The organism is Aeromonas sp. QDB39 (genome assembly GCF_027707585.1).
GTDB lineage: Bacteria > Pseudomonadota > Gammaproteobacteria > Enterobacterales > Aeromonadaceae > Aeromonas > Aeromonas hydrophila.
In genome coordinates this window covers 1-25,844 of the sequence record NZ_JAPCIV010000033.1, presented here as the reverse complement: position 1 = coordinate 25,844, position 25,844 = coordinate 1, and the positions used below count along the sequence as shown (strand labels likewise).

The following is a 25,844-nucleotide window of genomic DNA, read 5'->3' as shown; positions in this document are numbered from 1 at the left end:
CCAATTCGACGGCAGCGACTTCGCCGAGGATCACGAAAAGGGAACTTGCACCCGCCCCGCATCCCGGAGTGAGAGCTGGCGCAGAGTGGGGAAGAGAAAAGCCAAGGAGCAGGCCGCCCACATCATCCGGTGGGCGCGAAAACGGTGAGAAAGGACGCCTCAACTGCCCAGATGCAGGGCCAGCCAGACTGCCAGCGGGATCACCAGGACCGAGAGCGCATTGCCGCCGAGCACTATGCTGGCCACCTTCTCCGGCTGGCACTGGTACTGCTCGCACAGCATGTAGTTGAGCACCGCCGGAGGCAGCGCCACCGACAGCATCAGCAGCGGGATCCAGGCCGGTTGCAGCGGCAGCAGCCAGACCGCCAGCCCCAGGGAGATGCCGCCGGCCAGCAGATAGAGCAGGTTGCACTTGAGGGCGAGCCCCAGATGATCCAGCTCCCCCTCCATCAGCCGGATACCGAGGGCAAACAGCATCAGCGGTACCGAGATCTGGCCAAGCAGGGAGGCGCTGGTCACCAGGTATTCGGGCAGCGGGATGTGCAGATTGGCCACCAGCAGGCCCGCCAGGGCGGCCCACAGCACAGGGCTGCGTAACCAGAGCCAGCGGGAGGTGTTGGCCGAGAGGATGAACATGCCCACCGAGAAGTGGAGCAGGTTGGAGAGCACGAACAGTATGATGATGGCGCCCAGCTGCTGCTCGCCGAAGGCCAGCACCATCAGCGGAATGCCGAGGTTGCCGGTGTTGCGAAACATGGCGGGCAGGATCAGGGCCGGTCGGCTGATGCTGCGAAGCCTGAGCAGGGAGAGCAGCAGCCCCGGCAGCAGGATCACCAGGGCCCCCGCCGCGATGAGCGACAGGTGGGCCATCAGATCCAGCGGGTATTTGACCAGCGCCGAGAACACCAGCGCCGGGGTGAACAGCTCGATATTGGCCCGGTTGACGTAACCCAGCGCGCCGCCCGGACGCAACCTGCCGTAGAGGGCGCCAAGCCCCACCACCGCAAACACCGGAATGACGATATTGAGCAGCGCGCTGAACATGGGCGAGTCCTTTACAGTTCGCGGGCGGGGGTTCCCATCAGCAGCACGGGATCCAGAGTCACTTCCTGGCGGCCGTTGCTCACCCAGAGCTGACCATCGGAGATGGTGCAGGTGAGCTGCATGGTGCGCTCGACCATCTCGGTCAGCGGCAGGGTCTGGCTGTCGGAGAGCTCAATCACGGTGAGGTTGTCGTGCAGGCCGAGTTTGCCCTGGTTCTGCTTCCACCAGACGCTGGTGCCACGGCCGCCGTAGAGGTAGAGCACCACATGACGGGAGCGGTTGCACGCCTTCTTGAGACGGCGCTCGTCGGGCTGGCCGAGTTCGATCCAGAGTTCAATCTCGTCGGAATAGTTCTTGCGCCAGAGCTCCGGCTCGTCATCGGCAGAGAGGCCCTTGGTGAACTCCAGTCGCTCGGCGGCATGCCAGGCGAAGGCCGCCAGCCGGATCATCATCCGCTCGTCGGTCTCGGAGGGGTGACGGGCCAGGGTGAGAGAGAAGTCCTGATACAGATTGCGATCCATGTCGGACAGGCTGAGCTGAGCCTTGAATACGGTTGCCTTGAGAGCCATAGAAAACCTTGAATACCTTGGGAAGCGGGCCGAAACGAAAAACTGCGCGCCAGTGTAATCAAAATCGGCGGCCGGTTCGACCTCAAGCAGCACACATTTGGCCCCTGGGCCGCAGATAACTGCCTGCCAAGGCTCAAAAAACAAATGCCAGTCCGAAGACTGGCATTTGGCGGTATGAACGAAAGAAGCGGATCACTTCTCGGCGGACTTGACCCCGAAGGCATTGAGCAGCAGGCAGCAGGTCACTGCCACCGCCACAAACCCGCTCAGGAAGATAAAGGGCATGGCCCCGTATCCCAATACAGTCCAGATGGTTTGTTCAAGCAGACTCATTATGTGTCCTTCATCCAGTGAAATGGGTGTCCCTTTCGTGACGGGGTTATCCCCCCGTTCCTGATGATGCTATTTGACCCCAACCAGCGCCTGAGTCCTATGCCACCAAAGTAATAAATAGGGGGCTAGTTTGAGTTGGATCAACAATTTATCCCTTGCCGAGGAAAAATATGGACGGGATTCAACCAGTTGTCAGCCTGCTGCCCCCGCATTTTCCATCTCGGTGCCGAAAAAAAAGAGGCGACCCCGGGGTCGCCTCCTTGTCGGTTGGCCTGTTGTAGCGAGCGGCGCGCACTCAATAGAAGCGCAGCTGCTCCGCCGCCATCGCCTTGAGGCGATCGCAGGGGGCGAAGCGGTCGCCGTAGCGCTTCTGGTAGTGCTCAAGGCGCCCCACCAGGTGCTCGATGCCGAGGCTGTCCATGTAGCGGAACGGGCCGCCCAGGAACGGCGGGAAGCCGATACCGAAGATGGCGCCGATGTCGCCATCGCGAGCCGAGGCCACTACGCCGCTGTCCAGCGCCATGGCCGCTTCGTTGAGCATCATCAGCACGCAGCGCTCGGCCAGCTCCGCCTTGGCCAGCTTGGCCTGGGGCGAGATGCCGAGCACACCGTAGACGCTCTCGTCCACCGTCTTCTTGCCCTCCTTGCCGGTGAGCTTGCTGCGCGGGGCCGCCTTGCCGTAGAGGTAGAAGCCCTTGCCGTTCTTGCGCCCCTTGCGATCGTTTTGCAGCAGCTTGTCAAAGGCCGCCGGAGCCTGGAACTGCTCGCCCCCCAGCTCTTTTTCGAGGATCGGGGAGATCTTGGCACCCACGTCGATCCCCACCTCGTCCAGCAAGGTGATGGGGCCGACCGGGAAGCCGAAATCGAGCAGGGCGCCGTCCAGCACCTCCACCGGCTCCCCTTCCAGCACCAGGCGCGCCGCCTCGTTCATGTAGGGGGCCAGGATGCGGTTGACGTAGAAGCCCGCCTCGTCCTTGACCACGATGGGGGTCTTGCCCTGAGCGCGGGCAAAGGCCAGGGTGGTGGCGACCGTCTCGGCACTGGTGCCGGCGTGGGGGATGATCTCCGCCAGCGGCATCTTGTCCACCGGGCTGAAGTAGTGCAGCCCCACCACCCGTTCCGGGTGCGCCGCCGCCGAGGCGATCTGGTGGATAGGCAGAGAGGAGGTGTTGGAGGCAAACACGGTGTGCTCGCCACATTCACGCTCCACGTCCTTCACCATCTGGTGCTTGAGGGAAAGATCTTCAAACACAGCTTCCACCACCATGTCGACCCGGTGGAAACCGGAGTAGTCGAGGGTGCCGGTCAGCAGGCTCATCTGCTTCTCAAGCTCGCTGCGCAGCAGTTGGCGGCGCTTGAGCTTCTTGGCCAGGATATCGTAGCTGTAGCGCATGGCATTGCCGATGCCGCTGCTGGCCACGTCCTTGATCCGCACCGGCACGCCTGCCTTGGTGGCGGTGACGAAGGCAATGCCGCCCCCCATCAGACCGCCGCCCAGCACGGCGGCGTGACCCACCTTGCGCGGCTCGGCCCCCTGATAGGTGACCTCCTTCTTCATCTCAGTGGTGGCAAAGAAGATGGAGCGCAGGGCGGCGGATTCGCTGGTCATCACCAGCTCGCCAAAATGGCGGGACTCGGCGGCAAGGCCGGCCTGCATCCCCTCTTCCACCCCGATGCGCACCACTTCCAGGATCAGATCCGGGGCCGGATAGTTGCCGCGGGTCTTCACCTTCACCCCTTTGCGGGCCTGATCGAACAGCACCTTGCGGCCAAGCTTGTTGGTCTCCAGCAGCTTGCCCTGCAGATCCCGCTTGAGCTCGTGACGGGGCTTGCCCTTCTTGGCTAACTTGATGGCGGCGTCCAGCAGGATGGAGGGCGGCACCACGTCGTCCACCAGCCCCAGTTTCTTGGCCTGCTTGGCCCGCACCTGCTTGCCGGTCAGCATCAGATCGAGCGCCTTGGCCACCCCGATGAGGCGCGGCAGACGCTGAGTCCCGCCGGAGCCCGGCAGCAAGCCCAGTTGCACCTCGGGCAGGCCGAGCACCGTCTTGCCGTGATCGGTGACCACCCGGCCATGGCAGGCCAGTGCCAGCTCCAGCCCGCCGCCGAGGCAGGGGCCGTGAATGGCGGCGATCACCGGGATCGGCAGTGACTCGATCTCGGCGAAGATCACCTGCCCTTCCCGCGACAGCGTCTCGGCATCCTTGGCGCTGGTACAGGCCGCCAGCATGCTGATGTCGGCGCCGGCGATGAAGGAGTCCTTCTTGCCAGAGACCACCACCAGGCCGATCAGCTCTTTATTGGCTTTCACCTCGGCCAGCACCGCGCGGATCTCCTCCACGAAGGCGGCCTTCAGGGTATTCATGCTCTCGCCCGGCACATCCATGGTGAGAATGCCGATGCCATCCTGGCGCACCGCCAGGGAAAAAGTCTTCTCGCTCATCACTCTACCTCCAACACCATGGCCACGCCGAGACCACCCGCCGCACAGGCGGTGTTAAGCCCCAATCCCCCACCCCGGCGCCGCAGCTCGTGCAGGGTCTGGGTGATCATGCGCGCACCGGTCGCGGCAAAGGGGTGACCAAAGGCCAGCGAGCCACCGAGGACGTTGAATTTGTCCATGTCCACCTCGCCGATGGCCTGATCGCGACCCAGCTTGCTCTGGGCAAACTCTTTGCTGGCAAACATCTTGAGGTTGGCCAGGGTCTGGGCGGCAAAGGCCTCGTGCATGTCGATCAGGGTGAGATCGCTGAGCGTGATGCCGGCGCGGTCCAGCGCCAGCGGGGTGGCGTAGGAGGGGCCCATCAACATGTCCTGCCACACGTCGATGGCAGAAAACGCGAAACTGCGGATATAGCCGAGCGGCTCGAGGCCAAGCTCGCGGGCCCGCCCTTCGCGCATCAGCAGCACGGCGGCGGCGCCGTCGGTGAGCGGGGTGGCGTTGGCGGCAGTGACGGAGCCGTGTACCCGGTCAAACACCGGCTTGAGCTTGGCGTAGCTCGCCAGATCCGAGCTTTCACGGATGTTGTTGTCTCGCTCCAGCGGCGACTTGTAGGGCGGCACGTGGGCGGTGAACACCTCGCCACTTAACTTGCCATCGGCCCAGGCCTGCGCGGCCAGGGTGTGAGAGCGGTGCGCCAGCGCATCTTGCGCCTCGCGACTGATCTGGTGGCTCTTGGCCATCTGCTCGGCGGTCTGCCCCATGGAGAGACCGGTGGAGTACTCGGCCACGGCGGGCGGCACCGGCAGCAGATCCTTGACCCGCAACTGGCGCAGGATATTGAAACGCTGCTGCAGATTGCGCGCCTTGTTGAGATCCACCAGGGCGCGGGCCAGCTTCTTGCTCACCCCGATGGGCAGCACGGAGGAGGAGTCGGCGCCGCCGGCGATGGCGATATCCACCGTGCCGGCCATGATGGATTCGGTGACGTTGGCGACGGCCTGGAAACTGGTGGCGCAGGCGCGCGACACGCTATAGGCATCGGTGCTGACGCTCATGCCGGTGCCGAGCACGATCTCGCGGGCGATGTTGGGGGCTTCCGGCATCTGTACCACCTGGCCGAACACCAGCTGGTCGATGAGCTTGGGATCGAGATCGGTGCGAGCGAGCATCTCGCTCACCACCAGTTTGCCCAGATCCACCGCAGGCACGCCGTGAAAGGCGGTGGCCTGCTTGGCAAAGGGAGTGCGCAAACCCGCCACGACGGCAATCCGTTCGCCCTGGCGAGTCGTCAGTTTCAATGGCTCTTTCATCCTGGCTCCTTGGTTAAACGAGAAGACTAAAGGGAGAGGTCTGACCTCATTGCGCCACATCTTAACAATCCACTCACAAATTTCATACGGCTGATTGAAACTAAATTGCCGCCATCTTGGCCCCCTCCCTCGCCCTTGTGCGTCAACTGGAGTATAAAAAGATCAACTTCTATGAAAACAACGGGTTTATTGCATGGCAGCGGCCGAGTTCAGACAGCTTGGGGACTATCTGGGTAGTCAAATTCTGGGACAGGGCCCCCTCATCGAGGGGCTGCTGATCGCCCTGTTATGTGAAGGACATGTGTTGATCGAAGGCGCCCCCGGTCTTGCCAAGACCCGGGCCGTCAAGGCGCTGGCCGGCGCGGTGGAGGGGCGCTTCGCCCGCATCCAGTTCACCCCCGACCTGCTGCCTGCCGATCTCACCGGCAGCGAGGTGTTTCATCCCCAGGATGCCAGCTTCGTGTTTCAGCCCGGCCCTCTCTTCAACCACCTGGTGCTGGCGGACGAGATCAACCGGGCGCCGGCCAAGGTGCAGTCCGCCCTCTTGGAGGCGATGGCCGAGCATCAGATCACCGTGGGCAAGAAGAGCTGGCGCCTGCCGCCCCTCTTTATGGTGGCCGCCACGCAGAACCCCATAGAACAGGAGGGGACCTATCCCCTGCCGGAGGCCCAGCTCGATCGCTTCTTGCTCAAGCTGCTGGTGGACTACCCGAGCCCCGCCATGGAGCTGGCCATCCTTCAACTCAACGCCCGCGGCGACACCCTGCCGACGCCGCCGCTCACCCTGAGCCAGGCCGATCTGCTGGCGGCCCGCAGCGCGGTACAGGCGGTGCAGATGCAGGGGCGCCTCGAGCACTATCTGGTGCAGCTGGTCTGCGCCACCCGCCCGGGCAGTGGCCTGTGCCCGGAACTCGAACCCCTTGTCGCGGTGGGCGCCAGCCCCAGGGCCAGCATAGGTCTGGCCAGAGCGGCCCGCGCCAGGGCCTGGCTGGCCGGACGGGATTTCGTGCTGCCCGAAGACATTCAGCAGCTGGCGCCGGCCGTGCTGCGCCATCGCCTCATCCCCAGTTATCAGGCGCTGGCGGACAACCTCGACAACGAGGCGCTCATCACCCTGCTGCTGGATGCGATCCCATGCCCCTGAGCCCGCTCGTTTCCTCTGTGCGGGCCCTGCTGCCATGACGAGCACCGTCGATCCCCTCGCCCATCCCGATATCGCCCTGCCGCTTGCCAGACTGCTGGCGATCAGGCTGTGGGCCCGGCAGGGGCCGCGCTCGCGCATTCAACCGGTGGCGCAGGGCCGACTTGGCCGCACGCCGGGGCTCACCTTTCGCGAGCTGCGCGCCTATCAGGCCGGCGACGAGGTGCGCCACATCGACTGGCGGGTGACCGCTCGCCTCGGTCGCCCCTATACCCGGCTCTACAGCGAGGAGCAGGATCAGGCCCATTGGCTGTTGCTCGATCTCTCTCCGGCCATGTACTTCGGCTCTTGCCGCCAGCTCAAGGCGCGCCTGGGCTGCGAGCTGGCTGCCGCCCTGCTCTGGCAAGGGGAAAAGCAGGCCAACACCCTGATCTGCCACGGTGTGGAGCCGCATCTGCAACACCAGCGCGGCCCCCTGGTGCCCTTGCTGGAGGCCCTCTGCCACCACTACCGGCTGGGGCTGGCGCGCACGCCGCCCCCCCACGCCCTGGCCCATACCCTGGCCCGGCTCAACCTGCCCCACGGCGCCAGATTGACCCTGATCACCGATCACAGCCCCCTCGACGAGGCACTCTGCCGCCAGTTGCAACTGCTCGGCCGGCGCCACGACCTGCATTGCTGGCAAATTCGGGATCCGCTGGAGGCAGCCCTGCCCGCCCAGGGGCGTCTGGCGGTGCGCGCCGGCCAGCAGAACGGCTGGCTCGAGGCCGGCGAACCGGGGTTCGCCTGGCGCTATCAAGAGGCTGCCGAGCAGCTGGCCCGCCAGAGCCATCAGCAACTGCTGCCGCTGGTGCAACGCCTCTACCGGCTCGACAACGGCCAGCCGCTGCAACGCCAGTGGCAGGAGGGGGCATGCCGCCAATTCTGAACTGGCTCGCCAGCGCCGTGCCGGGCAGCAGCGTCCCCACCTCGCCGCTGGCGGCCCAGCTACGCGACATTCACCCCGGCCCGCCGCTGCAGCTGGCCTCTGATCCCCGTCTGCTGGGCTGGTGGTGGCTGCTGATCGCGTTGCTGGTCGGCGCCATCATCATCCTCGGTGTGCAGAGCCTGCTGCGTTATCGCCGCTGGCGGCGGCAGCTCGACTGGCAGGCCCCCGATCTGGTGCCCCAACTGCAGACTGTATTGCGCGAGGCTGTGCTGCCCCGCTGGCCCGAGGCGGCTTCCCTGCAAGGCGCGCCCTGGCTCGCCTTTCTCGATTCTCTGGGGCTCGATCCTCTGGGGGGCAGCCGCTTTCGCGAGCTGGCCCCGCACTGGTCTGCCTGGCTCTACGGCGGTCAGAGCCCGGATGCGCAGCAGCGCCAGGCGCTGCGCCGGGCCTACCTCGCCTGGGGACGTCACTGCATCTGCCCGCCAGCCTGGTTGTTGGACCTGCGCACCCGCTGGCCACGGAGGCGAACTCGCACCAGCGACGCGCACGCCGGGAGAGAGCCATGATCCTCGCCTGGCCCTGGTTTGCCCTGGCGCTGGTGTTGCCGCTGCTGGTGCGCTTTGGTCTGCCGCCCCGCCCCAGCAGCGCACATGATCCTGGCGTATTGACCCATGCCGGCTTTCCCCTGCTGCGCCCCCATGCCGGCCAGCCCCTGTGGCGAATGGCGCTGTGCTGGTGCGCCCTGGTGCTGGCGCTCTGCCGTCCCCAGTGGCAGGAGCCGCCTCAGGTGAGCTATCAGAGCAGCCGGGATCTCATCCTGGCGGTGGATCTTTCCGACAGCATGCGCACTCAGGACATGCTGGATGAAGGGGAGCAAAAAGACCGGCTCAGCGCGGTGCGCCAGCAGATAGACAGGCTCATCGCCGCCCGTCCCGGCGATCGCATCGCCCTCATCGTGTTCGCCGATCATGCCTACCTGCTCTCCCCCCTGACCCAGGAGACCAACGCCCTGCTCGGTCTGACCCGCGAGCTCGATTTCGAGCTGGTGGGACGCACCACCGCCCTCGGCGAGGCCATCCTGCTTGCTCGCCAGCACAAGGCCCCCGATCGCTCCACCGCCCTGTTGCTGGTCACCGACGGGCGCAACACTGCCGGCAGCGCCGATCCCCTGCGCGAGGCCAAGCAGGCCGCCGCAGCAGGCATTCGTCTCTATACCCTGGGAGTGGGCGCCGATCCGGATACCTTTGCCGAGGCGATGACTCCCGCCCAGGCCCCGGCCCAGAGCGACCCCAGTGCCGAGCTCGACGAGGCCCTCTTGCAGCAGCTGGCCGAGGTAGGCCATGGCCGTTACTTCCGGGCGCGCACCCAGGGGGATCTCGAGGTCATCAATCAGGCGCTGGATACTCTGGAGCCCGTCGCCACCGCGCAGACCCGCTATCGTCCCAACCAGGAGCTCTACCCCTGGCCACTGGCGCTGGCCTGGCTGCTGCTGAGCTGGCCCGCCCGATTGCGCTGGCCGACGCGGCTGAGCCACAAAGCCACTGTGCCTGACAGTCCGTCCCGAGGCGCCCCATGATGGAGCTCACTCTGCTGCGCCCGCTCTGGTTGCTGGCCCTGCTGCCCTGGCTGTGGCAGGGATGGCGCCGTCGTCGCCAGGCGCCGCTGCTGGCTCCCGCCATGCAGGCTTATCTACTGCCTGGGCAGCGGCGCCATTTTCCCTGGCTCTGGCTGGCCTGCCTGCCGCTGATCCTGGCCTTGAGCGGCCCGGCCCTGCGCCAGCAGAGCCAGAGCGTTCCGAGCCCGGCCCTCGACATCTGGCTGCTGGATCTCTCCCGCTCCATGCTGGCCACCGATCTGCTGCCAGACCGGGCCACCCGGGTGCGGGTGCTGCTGCAGGATTTATTGGCTGACCGAGTGCAGCAGGAAGCGGCCCATCCCATCGCCCTCATCCTGTTTGCCGGGGATGCCTACCTCGCCATGCCGCCAACCCGGGATCACCAGGCCCTCGCCCTGCTGCTACCCGACCTGCGCCCGGCCATCATGCCAAGGCAAGGCAGCGCGCCCGAGCGTGCAGTGGCGCTGGCACTCAAGCAGATCCCCGCCGGCCAGCAGGCCCGCCTGCTGCTGATCACCGATGACCTGACCGCCCGTCAGGCCAAGCGGATCAAGGCGGTGTGGCCCTGCCAGGGCAGCCTCTTTTGCCACGCCCAGGTACAGGCACGCCTCGACGTCTTGCTGGTCAACAGCGGCCAGGCCAGTCGCCTGCCCGCCACCATAGGCGGTGGCTTCGGTCGTGCCCTGCCGGCCCCCGACGTGGCCACCCTGCAACAGCTGGCCGGCGATCTCGGCGGTCAACTGCAGTGGCTGCAACAGGGGGCGCCACGCTTTGCCCCCCTGCCCATGAGCCAGAGCATAGGTACACACCAGGCCATGGATCTCGGCCCCTGGCTGCTGCTGCCCCTGCTGCCGCTGGCGCTGCTGGCCCGCATTGGCAGCCTCTGGCTGGTGCTGGTGGGGGCGCTCTTGCTGACGCCCCCCTCCCTGCAGGCCAGCCCGGCGCCAACGGCCCTGCCGCCCGCTGCCCATGACAATCAGGCCTGGCAGGCCTTCTTGCAGAAGCGCTATCAGGAGGCCGCCCGCACCTTTGCGGATCCCGTCTGGCAAGGCAATGCCTGGTATCGGGCTGGCGACTACGCCAAGGCGGCCGCCGCCTATGGCCGGGCCAGCACGGCCACTGCCCACTACAACCGGGGCAATGCCCTGGTGCAGCTCGGTCAGCTGGCGGCCGCCGAGCAGGCCTATCTGGCGGCGCTGGCACTGGAACCCAGCCATCAGGATGCGCGCTACAACCTGACCTTGCTGCGCGCCCAGCCGCCCGAGGCAACCCCACAGGCGCAGGATCCCAAGCCCATCGATGCCCCCGAGCAGGCCGCTACCCCGGACGCTCCTCTGCCTCCGTCACCTCCCGTCCTGCTGCTGGAGCAGCGGCTGCGCAAGGAAGATCAGCGCAGGCGCGAGCAGGAGGCCGACCGTGGCCTCGCCCCTGGCAACCTGAAAGGAGAGGATCCCTGGTGAGCTGCCTCTTCACTCGTTGCCATACCCTGTGCCTGTTGCTGCTCTGGCTGATGACGGCGCAGGTTTTTGCCGCCCCGCCCCGGGCCGAGCTGCTGCCAGGGGCCGATCGCCGCGACTGGTTGCTGATCATCGAAGCGGACGGCGAGCGCCAGAGCAATGAGCTTGCCATCACCCCTCTGCTGCGCCAGTTTGCGGTGGGCAAGGTGACCATGAGCCGGATCAGCGCCCCGCAGCAGAGCCTGACCCGGTGGCAGATCCCCCTGCACCTGCTGGATACCAGCCCGCAGCAGGTGCCGGCCCTGCCACTGGGGGCGGAGCAGACTCCATCCATCCCCTTTCCGCCACGCAGCGAAGCCGGCAACCTGGCGCCAACGCCTGCCATCTCCCCCATCGAACTGCAGGCCCGGGTGCTGCAACAGGGGCCGCTCTACCCCGGCCAGCCGTTTATCTATCAGCTCAGCCTCTGGCTGCCGGCCAACATGGAGGCTCCCAACCTCACCGAGCCGGCCAGCGATGCCTTCACCATTCGCCGCCTCGGCAACGATCAGTGGCAGCCACCGGCAAGCCCCGGTCTGCCCGGCCGCCTGACCCGCAGCTGGCTGCTGCAGGCCAAAGAAGCGGGGCGCCATCCACTGGAATCCCCCCGCTTTCAGGGGCGCCTGCCGCAAGATGACGGTGGCAGTGACCCGCTCTCGGCCCGGGCGGCCACCCTGTTCGTGCAGATCGACGAGCCCCCGCTGCAACCGGTGGCGAGCCAGCTCACCCTGGGTCAGCGGCTGGATCCCCCGACGGCGGCCAGAGCGGGTGAGCCGGTGATCCGTACCCTGACCCTCACCCTGGAGGGGGGGGATGGCAGCCGCCTCAATCTGGCACGCCTGCTCGGCTCATCCGGCCTGCCCGCCGGCATCAGGGCCAGGCCAGATGGGGAGCAGCAGCAGGAGCGCTATCTCGCCAAGGGGACGCTGCGCTTCGAGCGCGAGTGGCGCCAGGCCTTGACCGTGGACGAACCTGGTGACTACCTGCTGCCCGCCATCGAGATGGCCTGGTTCAACACCCAGCGCGGGCGCATCGAATATGCTCGGCTGCCCGCCACGCCCCTGCACATCGCCGCAGGCACGCAGTCGCAGCCGGCGCAGGATGGGCCGAACGACGAGAGCCTGCTGTGGGTCATCTGGGCTCTGCTGCTGCGCGCCTGCTGGCGCCACGGGCCGCGCTGGCACGCCTTCTATCGCCTGCAACAGGCGCTGTGTCGGGCCGATACCGAGCAGATCCGGGCCCGCTTGCTGGCGTGGGCCCACCTGCACTGGTCACTGCCCCATCACCGCCTCGATGTCCTGCCCTGTCGTCGCGATCCCGCCCTTGTACCCCACTTTGCCGCCCTGGAGCGCGCCTGTTTTGCCGCCGCGTCCCCTGCTGAGAGCCACCCGCAAACCTGGACGGACTTTGCCAGCGCCCTATGCGGCCACGAAACTTTTGCGATAGCCTATGGCCTCAGGCAACTGGCCAGGATCGGTCGATCCTGGCCTTCATTCAAATAAGGAAGCCCAGCGATGGCTTTAGGTTTTTTCAGAAAAAAAGGTGCCACGGTCGGAAAGGATCCCACGACCTCCCCGGTCTATGGAGGCATGGCAGACAAACAAACCAAATACGAAGCCTTGGTACATGCCCTGCACGGGGACATCTACCGCTACGCCTACTGGCTGTGCCGGGACCCGCAAGTGGCGGAAGACCTGGTGCAGGAGACCTTTCTGCGCGCCTGGAAGAGCATAGACTCCCTGCTCGACGACAAGGCCGCCAAGGCCTGGCTCATCACCATACTGCGGCGGGAAAATGCACGCCGCTTCGAGCGCAAGCAGTTTGACCTCGTCGATCTCGACGAGCATCCCCAGAGCGATCAGGAGGCACTGCACAGCGAGCAGGAGATGGAGAACGAGTGGCTCAGACGCCACATCGCCCGCCTGCCGGCCGAATATCAGGAACCCCTGCTGCTGCAGGTGCTGGGGGGCTTTAGCGGCGACGAGATAGCGGCGCAGCTGGGGCTCAACAAGAACACCGTCATGACTCGCCTGTTTCGGGCCCGCAACCAGATAAAAGAGGCCATGGAGTCAACGACCCAACAGAGAGGACACACCAATGGATGAGCTGGAATTTCGCCGTCGGGCCATAGCCCATCCACAGGAGCAGGATCCCGCGTTTCTCGCGCAGGCCCAGCGATCCCCCGCCAACCGCAAGCATCTGGACGAGATGAAGCAGCTCGATCGCAGTCTGCAGCGAGCCATGGAGGTCGAGGTGCCGGCCGGTCTGGCCGAGCGTATCCTGCTCAGACAGGCGCTGGAAGCCGATCAGCCGCAGGTGGTTCCCCTGCCGGTGCGCCCGCGCAGCAACTGGCGTGCGCTGGCGATGGCTGCCTCGATCGCTTTCCTGCTCGGCATGAGCACCCGCTGGCTGAACTGGCCGCTAGCCGCTCCCGACGAGCTCTCGCTGGCCCAGGTCGCCATGGCCCACATCTATGGCGAGGAGCCCTTCATCAAGGATGTGGACGAGCAGGTGAGCCTGCGCACCATCAACGCCAAGATGGAGAAATATGGCGCGACCTTGATGGGCATGCAGGGGCTGAAGATCACCTATGTCAACCACTGCTCCTTCTATCAGGGGCCGGCGCTGCACATGGTATTGCAGGGCAAGATGGGCCCGGTCACCCTGTTCCTGGTGCCCAAGCATGTGCCACTCACCCTGCAGCCCACCTTTGAAGATGGCCAGCTCAAGGGCGAGATCCTGCAACTCAAGGGGGCCAACATGGTGCTGATCGGTGGGATGGAAGAGCCGCTGGCGCCGGTGGCAGAGCAGCTGGAATCCCGACTGCACTGGTCGATTTAACAGGCATTAACCCAATCTTGACTCGCCTCGTAGCGGGTCAAGCCAACGGGCAGACCAATCAGGTTGGCTGCCCGTTTATCTCCTTTCCCGTCACGATTCTCCCCTATTCGCTGCTCATTCCCCGCAAATACCCAAAAATATTTTTGTGATGCAGATCGCTGTATGTGGGTGTTTTTTATCCAATTAATGGTAAAAGAGACTATTTAACCGGCGAATTCAAACAAATGATTAACACTCTGGAAACTTTTATGTATTCTGCTGTCACTGGTCTGATTTCTTACCTCCTACCAGATCCATAGAATCACGCCAGAATTGAATGGGAAGAAGCTGAAATAACAACAGATCTTGTCACATACAGAGGCAAAATAGCCCTGATGCCGACGGAAAATCTGCCTACAAGAGAGAACACTATGACAACTGCCTTTTTCAAAAAGAGCCTGATCGCTGCCGCCGTCACCCTGGCCAGTACCCAAACCTTCGCCGCCGCGTTCCAATTGAACGAACACTCAGCCTCCGGCCTGGGTCGTGCGTATGCAGGGGAAGCCGCCGTGGCGGACAACGCCTCCGTGTTGTCCCGCAACCCGGCAGCCATGACCCAGTTTGACAAGATGGCGTTCTCTGTCTCCGGTACCTATATCAAGCCGGATGTGGATGTAAATGGTGACATCTATGCAGGCTCCGCCAAGATGGCCGGTGCCAGCGAAAGCGGCATTGCGCCGAGCGCCTTCGTGCCTGCCACCTACTTCATCCAGCCGCTGAACGACCAGTGGGCCTGGGGTATCGGCCTGTTCTCCAACTACGGTCTGTCGACCGAGTATACCGAGAACTTCAACGGTGGCTCCATTGCCGGCAACACCGAACTGCTCACCTTCAACATCAACCCGAACATCGCCTACCGCGTCAACCAGCACTTCAGCGTCGGCGCCGGTCTGAACCTGGTCTATGCCAAGGCTGAACTGAACCGCCGCGCCGGTGTACTGGCCGCCGTGCCGCCGCTGAGCAGCGTACCGGGTATCGGCAAGGACACCATCGTCAGCCACCTGAAGGGGGACGACTGGGGTTACGGCTGGAACGTGGGCACCATGTATGAAGTGAACGAGAACAACCGCTTCGCGCTGACCTATCGCTCCCAGGTAGACCTGAAGTTCAAGGGTGACTATCAGGGCACCTCTTCCGGCTTCAAGACCGTCGGTGGCGAACTGCCGCTGGATCTGCCGGCCCAGGCCGAGTTCGCCGGTTACCACCGTCTGAACCAGCAGTTTGCCGTGCACTACTCCGTCAACTGGACCGACTGGAGCGCCTTCCAGGAGCTCAAAGCCACCAGCGGTCAGTGCAACAGCACCGACGGTGCCGGCGTCTGCCTCTACAAGCCGGAGAAGTTCAAGGACTCCACCCGTTACTCTCTGGGCGGTACCTGGTACGTCAACCCGTCCTGGGAAGCCCGTATCGGCTTTGCCTACGACAACACCCCGATCGAGCCGGAATACCGCAGCCTGAGCATCCCGGATTCCGACCGCGTATGGTATAGCGCTGGCGCCACCTACCACATCGACAAGGACATGAGCGTCGACTTCGGCATGGCCTATCTGGACGGCAAGAAAGTGGACGTCAACGAGAAGCTGGTCGAAAGCAACGAAGCCCTGCGCTGGAAAGGCACCTCCCACGGCAACGCCTTCCTCGCTTCCGCTCAGTTCAACATGAAGTTCTGATAATCAGCGAATTGACCAGAGCGCCTGCGGGCGCTCTTTTTTTATTCCAAATTCATGTTTCAGCGTACATCTGTAGTAAACAACTGTACGCTTTTCTTTTTTTATCAAGCTATTAGCAGCACATCCCCCAGCATTTAATCCCGTTTTCATCCCCTCGCCCCCACGCCCGTTGCCTTACTGGTCATACCATATAAAATCCTGCCTCCAACCATAAGAACGTTCGAACTCCAAGTTCATTTTCAAGGACAATGCAATGCACTCCATCATGAAGCCGTCTCTCATCGCCCTGCTGGTGCTGTCGAGCCAGGCCCAGGCGGCAGGTTTTCAGCTGGCCGAGCAATCCGCCACCGGCATGGGCCGCGCCTTCGCCGGCGAAGCCGCCATCGCCGACAATGCCAGCGTGCTCTCCCGCAACGCCGCCGCCATGACCCGTTTCGATACCATGGCCTTCTCCGGTGGCTTCATCTATGTGCACCCCGACGTCAACATCGAGGGCACCACCCGGGTGCCGACCCCCAAGGGGCCGGTCAGCCTGGATGCGGCGGCCCACGACATCGCCGATGATGCCTGGGTGCCCAACGCCTACCTCATAGTGCCGCTCAACGACCAGTGGCGCCTGGGGCTGGCTGCCACCTCCTATTACGGGCTCGGCGTCAAGATGCCGGACAACTACAATGCCGGCCACTTCGGCAATGTCTCCGACATCAAGACCGTGGATCTGGGGGCGTCGCTGGCCTACCGCATCAACCGCGTCTGGTCCGTCGGCGCCGGCCTCTCCGCCATTCAGGGCGAAGGGGAAGTGGGTGGCACCTTCCCGTCCAACAACCAGATCGCCAAGCACCTGAAAGGGGATGGCTGGGCCATGGGCTGGAACCTGGGCACCCTGCTGGAACTGTCGGAGGCGACCCGCATCGGCCTCTCCTACCGCCACGACGTCACCCTGAAGCTCTCTGGCGACGCCATCGGCATCGACCAGAACGGGCAGCCCTTCACCGATACCGGCAGCCTGGATCTGCCGCTGCCCGCCACCGCCGAGCTGGCCCTGTTCCATCAGCTCACGCCGGCACTGGCGCTGCATTCGAGCATCAACTGGACCAACTGGAGCAAGTTCGTGCAGCTGGAATCCGAGCTCGACCACCACGGTGTCATGCACATCAAGGACGAGCACTGGGAAGACAGCTGGCGCTACGCGCTGGGCCTGACCTACCAGCTGGCACCGCAATGGCAGCTGCGCTCCGGCCTTGCCTATGACCGCAGCCCGGTCCCGGCGGATCGCCGCACCATCTCCATCCCCGACTCGGATCGGGTCTGGTACAGCGCCGGGGTGGGTTATCAGATCGATCGCCACCTCTCGCTGGATCTGGGGGTGACGCTGATCGACGGCAAGAAGGTGGACGTGAGCGAGACCATGCAGCTCAAACCTGGCATCCCGCAGACCACCTCCACCTTCCAGGGCACCTCGGAAGGGGATGCCTGGCTGGCCGGTCTGCAGCTCAATTACCTGTTCTGAAGCGGGCGGGCATCCCCTGCCCGCCCACTCAAGCACTATGCCAGTTATTGACCGTTTCTGGCCTCCAAGCGCTGGCATAGTGCGCGGCTTCACAATAAAATCAATCCAGTACACACGCTGGAGAGATGCATGTATTCATACGTAGCAAGGCAGCCCATCCTGGATCGGGAGTTGAACACCCACGCCTATGAGCTGCTGTTTCGCGACAGTCTGGATAACGTGTTCCCCCCCATCTCCTCCCAGCAAGCCACCGCCAGACTGGTGGTCGAACAGTTCCTGCAACAGAACATCGATCAGCTGCTCGGCGGTCGCCCCTGCTTCATCAACTTCCCTCATTCGCTGCTGCTGGAAGGGCTGGCCGAGTGCCTGCCGCCGGAGAAGGTGGTGATCGAGATCCTGGAAGATGCCGATCCCGACGATGCGCTGCTGGCCAAGGTCAAACAGCTGCACGGGCTGGGCTATCAGCTCGCCCTCGACGACTTCACCCTGTCGCCGGACTGGGAGCGCTTCCTCCCCTACATCCACATCATCAAGTTCGATCTGCGCGCCACGTCGCTGCTGCAGATCAAGGTGTTCATCCAGCAGCATCAGCAGCTCAAGCTCACCTATCTGGCGGAGAAGGTGGAGGACAAGGCGGAGTTTGAACGGGTCAAGCGACTTGGCATCGACCTGTTCCAGGGTTTCTTCTTCAGTCGACCCGAGATGGTCAAGCAGGCGACCATGGAGCCGGCCCAGGTGGTGGTGATGCAACTGCTCAACGTGGTCAACCAGCCCGAGCCCGACCTCAACCGCATCGAGCAACTGCTGAGTCAGGACATCTCCCTGTCCCTCAAGCTGCTGCGTTACGTCAACCACCTCAAGAGCCACGCCAACCCCATCTCCTCCTTTCGCCAGGCCGCCGTCTATCTCGGCCACACCCAGCTCAAACGTTTCGTGACCCTGGTCGCCGCCACCAGCGCCGGCCACGGCAAGAGTGCCGAGCTCTATCAGATGTCGATGATCCGGGCCCGCTTCTGCGAGCTGCTGGCCCACACCCATGCGCCGACCCAGGAAGCCCAGCAGGCCTTCATCACCGGCCTCTTCTCCCTGCTCGATGTGTTGATGGAACAGCCCATGGACAAGCTGCTCGGCACCATTCCGCTGATCGAGGAGATCCGGGTCGCCCTGCTGGAACGCAAGGGCAACCTGGGGTTCTATCTGTCGTTTTGCGAGGATTACGAGAGTGCGAACTGGCAGCGGATCACGGCCAGAACGGCCCGGCTCGGGCTCAATGAAGAGAAGGTCAGCCAGCTCTATCTGACCGCCACCGCCTGGGTCAACCAGCAACTCCAGGCGATGGCGGAGACAGATTAACCCAGCTCGATGGCGACCGCCGTCGCCTCCCCGCCCCCGATACACAGACTGGCCACCCCGCGTGTGAGACCGCGTTCGCGCAGGGCATGGATCAGGGTCACCAGGATCCTGGCACCGCTCGCCCCCAGCGGATGACCCAGCGCGCAGGCGCCGCCGTTCACGTTGACCTTGTCATGGGGCAGCTGGCAACCGGCCATCGCCAGCAGGCTGACCATGGCAAACGCCTCGTTGACCTCGAACAGATCCACCTCCTCCACCCGCCAACCCACCTTGGCCAGCAGGCCCTTGATGGCCCCTACCGGTGCGCTGGTAAACTCGGCGGGCAGGGCCGCGTGGCTCTGATAACCCACCAGTCGCGCCAGCACCGGCAGTCCCAGCTGCACGGCAGTGTCGGAGCGCATCAGGATCAGCGCCGCCGCCCCGTCCGAGATGGAGCTGGCATTGGCCGCCGTGATGGTGCCCGTCTTGCTGAAGGCAGGCTTGAGCTGGGGGATCTTCTCGGGCCTGGCCTTGGCAGGCTGCTCATCCTCGGCCAGCAGCAGGGTATCTCCGGCCATCACCGGCGCCAGCTCCGCCGCAAAGGCACCGCTGCGCTGGGCCGCCAGCGCCCGCTCCAGCGATGCGATGGCAAAGGCATCCATGTCGGCACGGGTCAGTCCGGCGCGATCGGCGCTCAGCTGGGCATAATGCCCCATCAGCTGGCCTTCGTAGGCATCCTGCAGTCCGTCGAGGAACATGTGATCGAGCACGCTCTGGTGCCCCATCCGAAAACCACTGCGCGCCTTGTCCAGAAGATATGGGGCGCGGCTCATGCTCTCCATCCCGCCGGCGATCACCACCTTGGTATCGCCGAGCCGCAAGCCATCGGCCGCCAGCATCACCGCCTTCATGCCGGAACCGCACACCTTGTTGACCGTGGTGCAGGGGATGCTGTCCGGCAGACCCGCCTTCAGCACCGCCTGGCGGGCGGGTGCCTGGCCGACCCCGGCACTCAGCACGTTGCCCAGATAGGCTTCATCGATCTGCTCTCCCCTGAGCCCCGCTTCTGCCATGGCCGCGGCAATGGCACAGGCCCCCAGTTCAGGTGCCGTCAGGTTGGCCAGGGCTCCCTGGAAGGCCCCCATGGGGGTACGTTTGGCCGCAACAATCACGATATCCATCAATTGCACTCTCCTTGTTACATTGAAATAACATATGCTGCCGCCGCTGCGGGAACAAGACTTGCGGGGCAGTTGACGTTTGGGTAAGGTGCCAGCCAGGATTGACAGTCAAGATAGCGCCATGAACCGAACCAAGGATGACACGCGGACCTACAGCATCAGCGAACTGGCCCGTGAATTTGATGTTACGACCCGAAGTATTCGTTTTTATGAAGATCAGGGACTTTTGAATCCTGCCCGCCAGGGACAGACCCGGATCTACAGTCGGCAGGACCGAGTGCGACTCAAGCTGACCCTGCGCGGCAAGCGGCTGGGCTTCAGCCTGGCGGACATCCGCGATCTGTTCGATCTCTACGATGCGGACAAGAGCAGCCGTACCCAGCTGCAAACCATGCTGGGGCTGGTGGCCGACAAACGGGAGACCCTGCAGCAGCAGCTGGAAGACATCAAGATGGTGCTGCTGGAGCTGGACGCCGCCGAGCAGCGCTGCCAGCAGGCACTCGCTCAGCTCGGCTGACGGTCACAACAACAAGCATAAAGAAAGGGGCCCGCAGGCCCCTTGTTCATTGCAGCTGGATTATTTGTTCCAGCGGTCCGGATCGTAATCCGGACTGTAGCGGTCAACGATGACGGCGCAGGCCGCATCGCCGGTGATGTTGAGGGCGGTCCGGATCATGTCGAACAAACGATCCAGCGCGAACAGCAGCGGCAGCCCCTCGATGGGGATCCCGGCTGCCAGCAGCACGGCGACCACCAGGAAGCTCGGGCCCGGCACACCGGCCTGGCCGATGGCCCCCAGGGTGGCGGTCACTATGATGGCGGCCCAGGCACCCATGGAGAGGTCGATCTGGTAGACCTGGGCAAAGAAGATGGCGACCAGGCCGTAATAGATGGCGTTGCCGCTCATGTTGATGGTGGCGCCCAGCGGCAGCACGAAGGAGGCCGTGGCATTGGTCACCTTCAGCTCCTCCTCGCAGGTCTCCATGTTGACCGGCAGGGTCGCCATGGAAGAGGCGGTGGAGAAGGCGACGATCTGCGGCTTCTTCATGGCAGACAGGTACTTGCGTACCGGCGTGTTGGAGAACAGCACGATCAGCAGCGGATAGACCACGAAGGCGAAGATCAGGATGGCGGCCAGATAGACCACGAACAGCTTGAGCACCAGGGTCAGCACGTCGAAACCGTAGGTGCCGATGGCATCGGCCATCAGGCCGAACACGCCGAGCGGCGCGATCAGCATCACCTTGTTGATCATCCAGACGAAGGCATCCACCAGGGTATTGAGGCCGTCCACCAGCGGCTTGGCCCGCTCGCGGGGTTGCTTGGCCAGGGCGATGCCGAGGAACATGCAGAACACCAGGATCTGCAGGATGTTGGCTTCGTTGAGCGACTGGAAGACGTTGGTCGGGATCATCCCGAGCAGGGTGGCGACCGCATCGGGCAGCGCGCCCTTGTCGGCATAGTCACCGGAGAACATGGAGGCCATGGAGCCGAACTCGACCCCGACACCGGGCTTGAAGATCTGCCCCATCACCAGGGCCAGCAGTACCGCCAGCGCCGAGGTACCGAGGAAGAAGGCCAGCGTGGTAACGCCAATCTTGCCAGCAGCCGGGCTGGCGCCGAGGTTGGCCGCCCCCGACAGAATGGCGACCGCCACCAGCGGGATCACCAGCATCTTGATCAGCTGGATGAAGAGAGTACCGAGCGGTGCAAACACGGTGGCTTGTTCACCCATGAACGCCCCCACCAGTGCCCCCAGCACCATGGCGACCACGACCTGGAAGCCAACGTTCTTAATGAGTCCTTTTGTTAACACAGAATGTTCCTTTAAGTAGCAAATATTCGCACTTTCCCAGTGCAATCAACCAAACAGGGGATGAACAGCTGTCCATTCCCCTGAGCGCGCGCTTTATCTCATATTTATTCGCTGTTTTAAATCGTCAAATCGTTAACGGGAGTTATTGATAAGTTTGCAACAAAGTAAAGATTCAAAAGGCTCACGGCGATTTTTCCCGCTTTATTCATGACAACTGGCAAAAGATTGTGCTACTTTGGCTGGGCAAACGTGCATACAGGGATGAAAACATGCTGAAAGTTAACGAGTATTTTGATGGAAATGTAAAATCCATCGGTTTCGAGCAAAAAGGCGACAAAGCCACCGTGGGTGTGATGGAAGCCGGTCACTACCAGTTCAATACCGCCGCCCCCGAGCGGATGACGGTGGTCAAAGGTGCGCTCACCATCCAGCTGGCCGACGAAGACGAATGGCACACCTATGAGCAGGGTCAATCCTTCGACGTGGCCGGCCACTCCTCCTTCAAGCTGGAAGTGAAAACTCCCACCGCCTATCTGTGCGAGTTTCTCGATTAAGCCGCCGGCAACCCTTGCCTGAACACGCACAAAGGAGCAGCCCCCGGGCCGCTCCTTCTTTTTTGGCGCAAGCCGCCCTCTTCTTTGCAACCCATCCTTGCTTTCATTTGCGTGCCGCCATCACACCCCTCGGTTTTCCCGCTTTCCATCGACTACAAAAAATTTACAATATTTAGACGAAACCCATAATCGGAGTGGTGTCATGATCAGTGTCTTCGACCTGTTTTCCATCGGGATCGGTCCCTCTTCTTCTCATACCGTGGGGCCGATGCGCGCCTCCTACGCCTTTGCCAACGCGCTCAAGCAGCAGGGGGTGCTGCCCAGCACCGAACGGGTAGAAGTGGAGTGCTACGGCTCCCTCGGCCAGACCGGCAAGGGCCATGGCACCGGCAAGGCCATCATCCTGGGACTGGCCGGTTTCGAACCCGAGTCGGTGGACATCGAAGCCATCCCCGCCTTTTTGACCGAGGTGGAGCGCAGCCAGTCGCTGCTGCTGGCGGGTGAACAGCCGAGCCAGTTTGCCCGCAGCGGCGCCATCATCTTCAACCGGCGCAAGACCCTGCCCGCCCACTCCAACGGCATGACCCTGCGCGCCTTCGCCGGGGAACAGCTGCTGTTTAGCCAGACCTACTACTCCATCGGTGGCGGTTTCATCATCGAGGAGAGCCACTTCGCCAACGCCAAGGAGGAAGCCGCCCGCTTCGATGCGGCCCACCCCATCCCCTATCCGTTCGAGAGCGGCGCCCAGTTGCTGGCCCACTGCCAAGAGAGCGGCCTCTCCATCTCCGGCGTGATGCTGGCCAACGAGAAGGTGTTTCGCACCGAAGCCGAGATCAAGGCGGGCCTTCGCAAGATCTGGCAGGCCATGCAGGGCTGCGTCGAGCGTGGCTGTCGCAGCGAGGGGGTGCTGCCCGGCGGCTTCAAGGTGAAACGGCGGGCCCCGGCGCTCTATCGCCAGCTCAGCTGCGAGACCAATTTCAACAAGGATCCGCTGATGGTGATGGAGTGGGTGGATCTGTTCGCGCTGGCCGTCAACGAGGAGAACGCCGCCGGCGGCCGGGTGGTGACCGCCCCCACCAACGGCGCCGCTGGCATCATCCCCGCCGTGCTGCACTACTACGATCGCTTCGTGCGCAAGGTGGATGACGAACTGCTGCTGAGCTACTTCCTCGCCGCCGCCGCCATCGGCATCCTCTACAAGAAGAACGCATCGCTCTCCGGCGCCGAGGTGGGCTGCCAGGGTGAGGTGGGCGTTGCCTGCTCCATGGCGGCGGGGGCGCTGACCGAGATCCTGGGCGGCAGCCCGGCGATTGTCGAAAACGCCGCCGAAATAGGCATGGAGCACAACCTGGGCCTCACCTGCGATCCAGTGGGTGGCCAGGTGCAGGTGCCCTGCATCGAGCGTAACGCCATGGGGGCGGTCAAGGCCATCAACGCCGCGCGCCTGGCCCTGCGCGGTACCGGCGAGCACAAGGTGTCGCTGGACAAGGTGATCAAGACCATGTGGGAAACCGGCAACGACATGAAGACCAAATACAAGGAAACCGCCCGCGGTGGCCTGGCGGTTAACATTACCGAGTGTTAAAAATCGGTAACTTGCCCCATTTGGTTCCTAAATACCCGGCATTGTCGGGTATTTTTATGGGCAAACGCTTAACAAAATGGATAAGCATCAAAATAAATTTTATACTCGCCCGCTCTGATTCAACAAAAATAGATCTATTTCAACTTTTTTTGGGCTTTGAGCCGTTACACTGTGGTTATCTGGTTCATTGACCTCGGCGACGACGCCCTCGTCCCATGGATCACCCCGTTTCTGCGAGTGGGCATGGCGCCCCCTTCTATCCTGAGGTAATTGTTACATGATCAGCGTTTTTGATATCTTCAAAATCGGTGTTGGCCCCTCCTCTTCCCACACTGTCGGCCCGATGAAAGCAGCCAAACAGTTCGTGGATGAACTGCGTGCAGGCGGCAAGATCCGTGACATCACCCGGATCCAGGTCGATGTCTACGGCTCACTCTCCTGGACCGGCAAAGGTCACCACACCGATACCGCTATCATCATGGGTCTGGCGGGCAACCTGCCGGAAAATGTCGACATCGACGGCATCCCCGAGTTCATCTCCCGCGTCGAGCAGACCGGTCGTCTGCCCATCGGCCTGCACTGCCACACTGTCAGCTTCCCGCGCGACGCCATGGTGTTCCATGACGAAGCCCTGCCGCTGCATGAAAACGGCATGAAGCTGACCGCCTTCATCGAAGATGCTGCCGTCTACAGCAAGACCTACTACTCCATCGGCGGTGGCTTCATCGTTGACGAAGAGAACTTCGGCAAGGCCGACAGCGGCGACATGTCCGTCAGCTACCCGTTCAAGAGCGCTGCCGAGCTTATCGCCCACTGCAGCCAGACCGGCCTTTCCATCTCCGCCCTGATGATGGAGAACGAGAAGTGCTTCAATACCCCGGAAGAGATCTACAAGAAGCTTGGCAAGATCTGGACCACCATGCGTGAAGGGATCGAGCGCGGCTGCCGCACTGAAGGCGTTCTCGCCGGCCCGCTGCGCGTACCGCGCCGCGCCGCGCCGCTCTATCGTCAGCTGACCACTAACGAGAACCTCTCCAACGATCCGATGAACATTGTTGACTGGGTCAACATGTTCGCCCTGGCGGTAAGTGAAGAGAACGCGGCCGGTGGCCGTGTGGTGACCGCTCCGACCAACGGTGCCGCCGGCATCATCCCGGCCGTGCTGGCCTACTACGACAAGTTCATCCAGCCGGTTGGCCGCGACGACTACACCCGCTTCTATCTGGCTGCGGCTGCCGTCGGCATGCTCTACAAGATGAACGCTTCCATCTCCGGCGCCGAAGTGGGCTGTCAGGGTGAAGTGGGCGTCTCCTGCTCCATGGCCGCCGCCGGTCTGACCGAGTTGATGGGCGGCAGCCCGGAGCACGTCTGTGAAGCCGCCGAGATCGGCATGGAACACAACCTGGGTCTGACCTGTGACCCGGTCGCCGGTCAGGTGCAGGTGCCCTGCATCGAGCGCAACGCCATCGCTGCCATGAAGGCGGTCAACGCCTCCCGCATGGCGCTGCGTCGCACCTCCAAGCCGCGTGTCTCGCTGGACAAGGTGATCGAGACCATGTACATCACCGGCAAGGACATGGACTCCAAGTACCGTGAAACCTCCCGCGGTGGCCTGGCCATCAAGGTGATGCAAGTCGCCTGCGAATAAGTCGGCGTGGCAACAATAAAAACGGCGGGCATTCCCGCCGTTTTTATTGCCTGTCGTTTGGATATTCCGCCCCGCCTCACCCGGCAAGTCCGCCGCATCCGATCGTTATTCCCACGCTGACGGCTTGTCCCTGAGGACAAATCCGGCAGCACTATTCCGATCGCTATTCCCACCCCGACCGCTTGCCCCCGGTGGCAAATCCGGCGGCGCCATTATCGATTATTCCACGATACGATCGGCCAGGGTGCCCACCGCCACCACGAAATAGTGGGAGCGATTCCAGTCGCGCAGCACCCGATAATTGGGATAGGCGAGATAGGCAGCCCCGCCCTCCCCATCGGGCTGCACCAGCGAGGCTTGCAGCGACGCCTGCGGCAAGTCTGACCCATCCGCTTTGCGCACTCCGAGGGCCTGCCATGCCGACAGCGCCCGGGTCTCCTCCAGCCCGACCAGCGCAGGATCCAGCCCTGCCGGCACCCTCACCAGACGACCCCAGGTTTCATCCCCGTGCCAGCCGTTCTGATGCAGATAATTGGCTGCCGAACCAAACACATCCGCCAGATTGCCCCACAGATCCTGCTTGCCGTCCCCGTCCTGATCGACCGCATATTTGAGATAGGACGAGGGCATGAACTGCACCTGCCCCATGGCGCCGGCCCAGGATCCCTTGAGATCGGCTGGCGCCATTTTCTGCTGCTCCAGAATGCGCAGGCGTGAATTCAGATAATAAGTGCAATGCCCATGGTGCATAGGAGAGAGGCGGTCAACTACCAGTTAGGGTACGCTTCT

Annotated in this window: 22 protein-coding genes and 1 pseudogene; 15 read left to right on the top strand and 8 right to left on the bottom strand. The window is 63.3% G+C overall.

The genetic code is table 11. The features are described 5' to 3' along the window. Positions 1-159: 159 nt before the first annotated feature. From PG899_RS18215 to fadI, 5 genes are all read right to left on the bottom strand, one after another. Positions 160-1,044, bottom strand: a complete 885-nt coding sequence (locus PG899_RS18215; RefSeq protein WP_010633898.1) for an AEC family transporter — start codon at positions 1,042-1,044, stop codon at positions 160-162. 11 nt (positions 1,045-1,055) lie between these two features. Then, complete coding sequence (locus tag PG899_RS18210; protein ID WP_016350817.1) at positions 1,056-1,613, bottom strand: YaeQ family protein; 558 nt, start codon at positions 1,611-1,613, stop codon at positions 1,056-1,058. Positions 1,614-1,805: 192 nt separating this feature from the next. Continuing rightward, positions 1,806-1,946 (bottom strand): TIGR02808 family protein, encoded by a 141-nt coding sequence (locus PG899_RS18205; RefSeq protein WP_005301193.1) that lies wholly within the window; start codon positions 1,944-1,946, stop codon positions 1,806-1,808. A 295-nt stretch (positions 1,947-2,241) separates the two neighbouring features. Next, positions 2,242-4,389, bottom strand: a complete 2,148-nt coding sequence (gene fadJ / locus PG899_RS18200) for a fatty acid oxidation complex subunit alpha FadJ (RefSeq protein ID WP_077095485.1) — start codon at positions 4,387-4,389, stop codon at positions 2,242-2,244. Beyond that, positions 4,389-5,699: an acetyl-CoA C-acyltransferase FadI gene (fadI, locus tag PG899_RS18195; RefSeq protein WP_077095486.1), complete on the bottom strand. Its 1,311-nt coding sequence runs from the start codon at positions 5,697-5,699 to the stop codon at positions 4,389-4,391. The genes fadJ and fadI overlap by 1 nt, the downstream gene beginning before the upstream one ends. A gap of 193 nt (positions 5,700-5,892) precedes the next feature. Between fadI and PG899_RS18190 the strand changes: the two genes are divergently transcribed. The 11 genes from PG899_RS18190 (at position 5,893) to PG899_RS18140 (ending at position 18,292) form a co-directional block, all read left to right on the top strand. Beyond that, positions 5,893-6,843 carry an AAA family ATPase gene (locus tag PG899_RS18190; RefSeq protein ID WP_043123155.1) on the top strand — a complete coding sequence of 317 codons (951 nt, stop codon included), beginning with the start codon at positions 5,893-5,895 and terminating at the stop codon, positions 6,841-6,843. A gap of 34 nt (positions 6,844-6,877) precedes the next feature. Then, positions 6,878-7,768, top strand: coding sequence for a DUF58 domain-containing protein (locus PG899_RS18185; protein WP_179101323.1), 891 nt, complete (start codon positions 6,878-6,880; stop codon positions 7,766-7,768). Next, a complete protein-coding gene (locus PG899_RS18180; RefSeq protein ID WP_077095488.1) occupies positions 7,753-8,334 on the top strand; it encodes a DUF4381 domain-containing protein in 582 nt (193 codons plus the stop codon). Before PG899_RS18185 ends, PG899_RS18180 begins: the two co-directional genes overlap by 16 nt. Next, positions 8,331-9,344 carry a VWA domain-containing protein gene (locus PG899_RS18175; protein ID WP_077095489.1) on the top strand — a complete coding sequence of 338 codons (1,014 nt, stop codon included), beginning with the start codon at positions 8,331-8,333 and terminating at the stop codon, positions 9,342-9,344. The genes PG899_RS18180 and PG899_RS18175 overlap by 4 nt, the downstream gene beginning before the upstream one ends. Beyond that, a complete protein-coding gene (locus tag PG899_RS18170) occupies positions 9,344-10,843 on the top strand; it encodes a tetratricopeptide repeat protein (RefSeq protein WP_077095490.1) in 1,500 nt (499 codons plus the stop codon). The genes PG899_RS18175 and PG899_RS18170 overlap by 1 nt, the downstream gene beginning before the upstream one ends. A gap of 50 nt (positions 10,844-10,893) precedes the next feature. Beyond that, positions 10,894-12,381: a hypothetical protein gene (locus tag PG899_RS18165; protein ID WP_423244486.1), complete on the top strand. Its 1,488-nt coding sequence runs from the start codon at positions 10,894-10,896 to the stop codon at positions 12,379-12,381. A 12-nt stretch (positions 12,382-12,393) separates the two neighbouring features. Continuing rightward, complete coding sequence (locus PG899_RS18160) at positions 12,394-12,984, top strand: sigma-70 family RNA polymerase sigma factor (protein WP_017408325.1); 591 nt, start codon at positions 12,394-12,396, stop codon at positions 12,982-12,984. Beyond that, a complete protein-coding gene (locus tag PG899_RS18155; protein ID WP_077095492.1) occupies positions 12,977-13,720 on the top strand; it encodes a DUF3379 domain-containing protein in 744 nt (247 codons plus the stop codon). Before PG899_RS18160 ends, PG899_RS18155 begins: the two co-directional genes overlap by 8 nt. Before the next feature lie 410 nt (positions 13,721-14,130). Next, positions 14,131-15,429 (top strand): outer membrane protein transport protein, encoded by a 1,299-nt coding sequence (locus PG899_RS18150; protein ID WP_024945328.1) that lies wholly within the window; start codon positions 14,131-14,133, stop codon positions 15,427-15,429. A gap of 253 nt (positions 15,430-15,682) precedes the next feature. Further along, positions 15,683-16,939: an OmpP1/FadL family transporter gene (locus tag PG899_RS18145; protein ID WP_077095493.1), complete on the top strand. Its 1,257-nt coding sequence runs from the start codon at positions 15,683-15,685 to the stop codon at positions 16,937-16,939. A 129-nt stretch (positions 16,940-17,068) separates the two neighbouring features. Further along, on the top strand, positions 17,069-18,292 hold the full coding sequence (locus PG899_RS18140; protein ID WP_024945326.1) for an EAL and HDOD domain-containing protein: 1,224 nt from the start codon (positions 17,069-17,071) through the stop codon (positions 18,290-18,292). On the opposite strand, the gene PG899_RS18135 is transcribed toward PG899_RS18140, so the two are convergent. Then, on the bottom strand, positions 18,289-19,452 hold the full coding sequence (locus PG899_RS18135; RefSeq protein ID WP_077095494.1) for a thiolase family protein: 1,164 nt from the start codon (positions 19,450-19,452) through the stop codon (positions 18,289-18,291). The two genes, PG899_RS18140 and PG899_RS18135, sit on opposite strands and share 4 nt — an antisense overlap. Before the next feature lie 121 nt (positions 19,453-19,573). Between PG899_RS18135 and PG899_RS18130 the strand changes: the two genes are divergently transcribed. Further along, complete coding sequence (locus PG899_RS18130; protein ID WP_016350830.1) at positions 19,574-19,969, top strand: MerR family transcriptional regulator; 396 nt, start codon at positions 19,574-19,576, stop codon at positions 19,967-19,969. A 60-nt stretch (positions 19,970-20,029) separates the two neighbouring features. On the opposite strand, the gene PG899_RS18125 is transcribed toward PG899_RS18130, so the two are convergent. Next, on the bottom strand, positions 20,030-21,268 hold the full coding sequence (locus PG899_RS18125) for a dicarboxylate/amino acid:cation symporter (protein WP_011705999.1): 1,239 nt from the start codon (positions 21,266-21,268) through the stop codon (positions 20,030-20,032). Between the two features lie 269 nt (positions 21,269-21,537). Here PG899_RS18125 and ppnP point away from each other — a divergent pair, with 269 nt between their 5' ends. From ppnP to PG899_RS18110, 3 genes are all read left to right on the top strand, one after another. Beyond that, positions 21,538-21,822: a pyrimidine/purine nucleoside phosphorylase gene (ppnP, locus tag PG899_RS18120; protein ID WP_010633884.1), complete on the top strand. Its 285-nt coding sequence runs from the start codon at positions 21,538-21,540 to the stop codon at positions 21,820-21,822. 202 nt (positions 21,823-22,024) lie between these two features. Continuing rightward, positions 22,025-23,407, top strand: coding sequence for an L-serine ammonia-lyase (locus tag PG899_RS18115; protein ID WP_190283598.1), 1,383 nt, complete (start codon positions 22,025-22,027; stop codon positions 23,405-23,407). 277 nt (positions 23,408-23,684) lie between these two features. Beyond that, complete coding sequence (locus PG899_RS18110; protein ID WP_011705996.1) at positions 23,685-25,055, top strand: L-serine ammonia-lyase; 1,371 nt, start codon at positions 23,685-23,687, stop codon at positions 25,053-25,055. A gap of 219 nt (positions 25,056-25,274) precedes the next feature. On the opposite strand, the pseudogene PG899_RS18105 reads toward PG899_RS18110, so the two are convergent. Next, a pseudogene (locus tag PG899_RS18105) lies at positions 25,275-25,766 on the bottom strand (lytic murein transglycosylase); the annotation flags it as partial. Positions 25,767-25,844: the final 78 nt, after the last annotated feature.

Coding starts and splice junctions, on each gene's coding strand:
- PG899_RS18215 (WP_010633898.1), bottom strand. CDS start 1,044: ATGTTCAGCGCGCTGCTCAATATCGTCATTCCGGTGTTTGCGGTGGTG.
- PG899_RS18210 (WP_016350817.1), bottom strand. CDS start 1,613: ATGGCTCTCAAGGCAACCGTATTCAAGGCTCAGCTCAGCCTGTCCGAC.
- PG899_RS18205 (WP_005301193.1), bottom strand. CDS start 1,946: ATGAGTCTGCTTGAACAAACCATCTGGACTGTATTGGGATACGGGGCC.
- fadJ (WP_077095485.1), bottom strand. CDS start 4,389: ATGAGCGAGAAGACTTTTTCCCTGGCGGTGCGCCAGGATGGCATCGGC.
- fadI (WP_077095486.1), bottom strand. CDS start 5,699: ATGAAAGAGCCATTGAAACTGACGACTCGCCAGGGCGAACGGATTGCC.
- PG899_RS18190 (WP_043123155.1), top strand. CDS start 5,893: ATGGCAGCGGCCGAGTTCAGACAGCTTGGGGACTATCTGGGTAGTCAA.
- PG899_RS18185 (WP_179101323.1), top strand. CDS start 6,878: ATGACGAGCACCGTCGATCCCCTCGCCCATCCCGATATCGCCCTGCCG.
- PG899_RS18180 (WP_077095488.1), top strand. CDS start 7,753: ATGCCGCCAATTCTGAACTGGCTCGCCAGCGCCGTGCCGGGCAGCAGC.
- PG899_RS18175 (WP_077095489.1), top strand. CDS start 8,331: ATGATCCTCGCCTGGCCCTGGTTTGCCCTGGCGCTGGTGTTGCCGCTG.
- PG899_RS18170 (WP_077095490.1), top strand. CDS start 9,344: ATGGAGCTCACTCTGCTGCGCCCGCTCTGGTTGCTGGCCCTGCTGCCC.
- PG899_RS18165 (WP_423244486.1), top strand. CDS start 10,894: ATGACGGCGCAGGTTTTTGCCGCCCCGCCCCGGGCCGAGCTGCTGCCA.
- PG899_RS18160 (WP_017408325.1), top strand. CDS start 12,394: ATGGCTTTAGGTTTTTTCAGAAAAAAAGGTGCCACGGTCGGAAAGGAT.
- PG899_RS18155 (WP_077095492.1), top strand. CDS start 12,977: ATGGATGAGCTGGAATTTCGCCGTCGGGCCATAGCCCATCCACAGGAG.
- PG899_RS18150 (WP_024945328.1), top strand. CDS start 14,131: ATGACAACTGCCTTTTTCAAAAAGAGCCTGATCGCTGCCGCCGTCACC.
- PG899_RS18145 (WP_077095493.1), top strand. CDS start 15,683: ATGCACTCCATCATGAAGCCGTCTCTCATCGCCCTGCTGGTGCTGTCG.
- PG899_RS18140 (WP_024945326.1), top strand. CDS start 17,069: ATGTATTCATACGTAGCAAGGCAGCCCATCCTGGATCGGGAGTTGAAC.
- PG899_RS18135 (WP_077095494.1), bottom strand. CDS start 19,452: ATGGATATCGTGATTGTTGCGGCCAAACGTACCCCCATGGGGGCCTTC.
- PG899_RS18130 (WP_016350830.1), top strand. CDS start 19,574: ATGAACCGAACCAAGGATGACACGCGGACCTACAGCATCAGCGAACTG.
- ppnP (WP_010633884.1), top strand. CDS start 21,538: ATGCTGAAAGTTAACGAGTATTTTGATGGAAATGTAAAATCCATCGGT.
- PG899_RS18115 (WP_190283598.1), top strand. CDS start 22,025: ATGATCAGTGTCTTCGACCTGTTTTCCATCGGGATCGGTCCCTCTTCT.
- PG899_RS18110 (WP_011705996.1), top strand. CDS start 23,685: ATGATCAGCGTTTTTGATATCTTCAAAATCGGTGTTGGCCCCTCCTCT.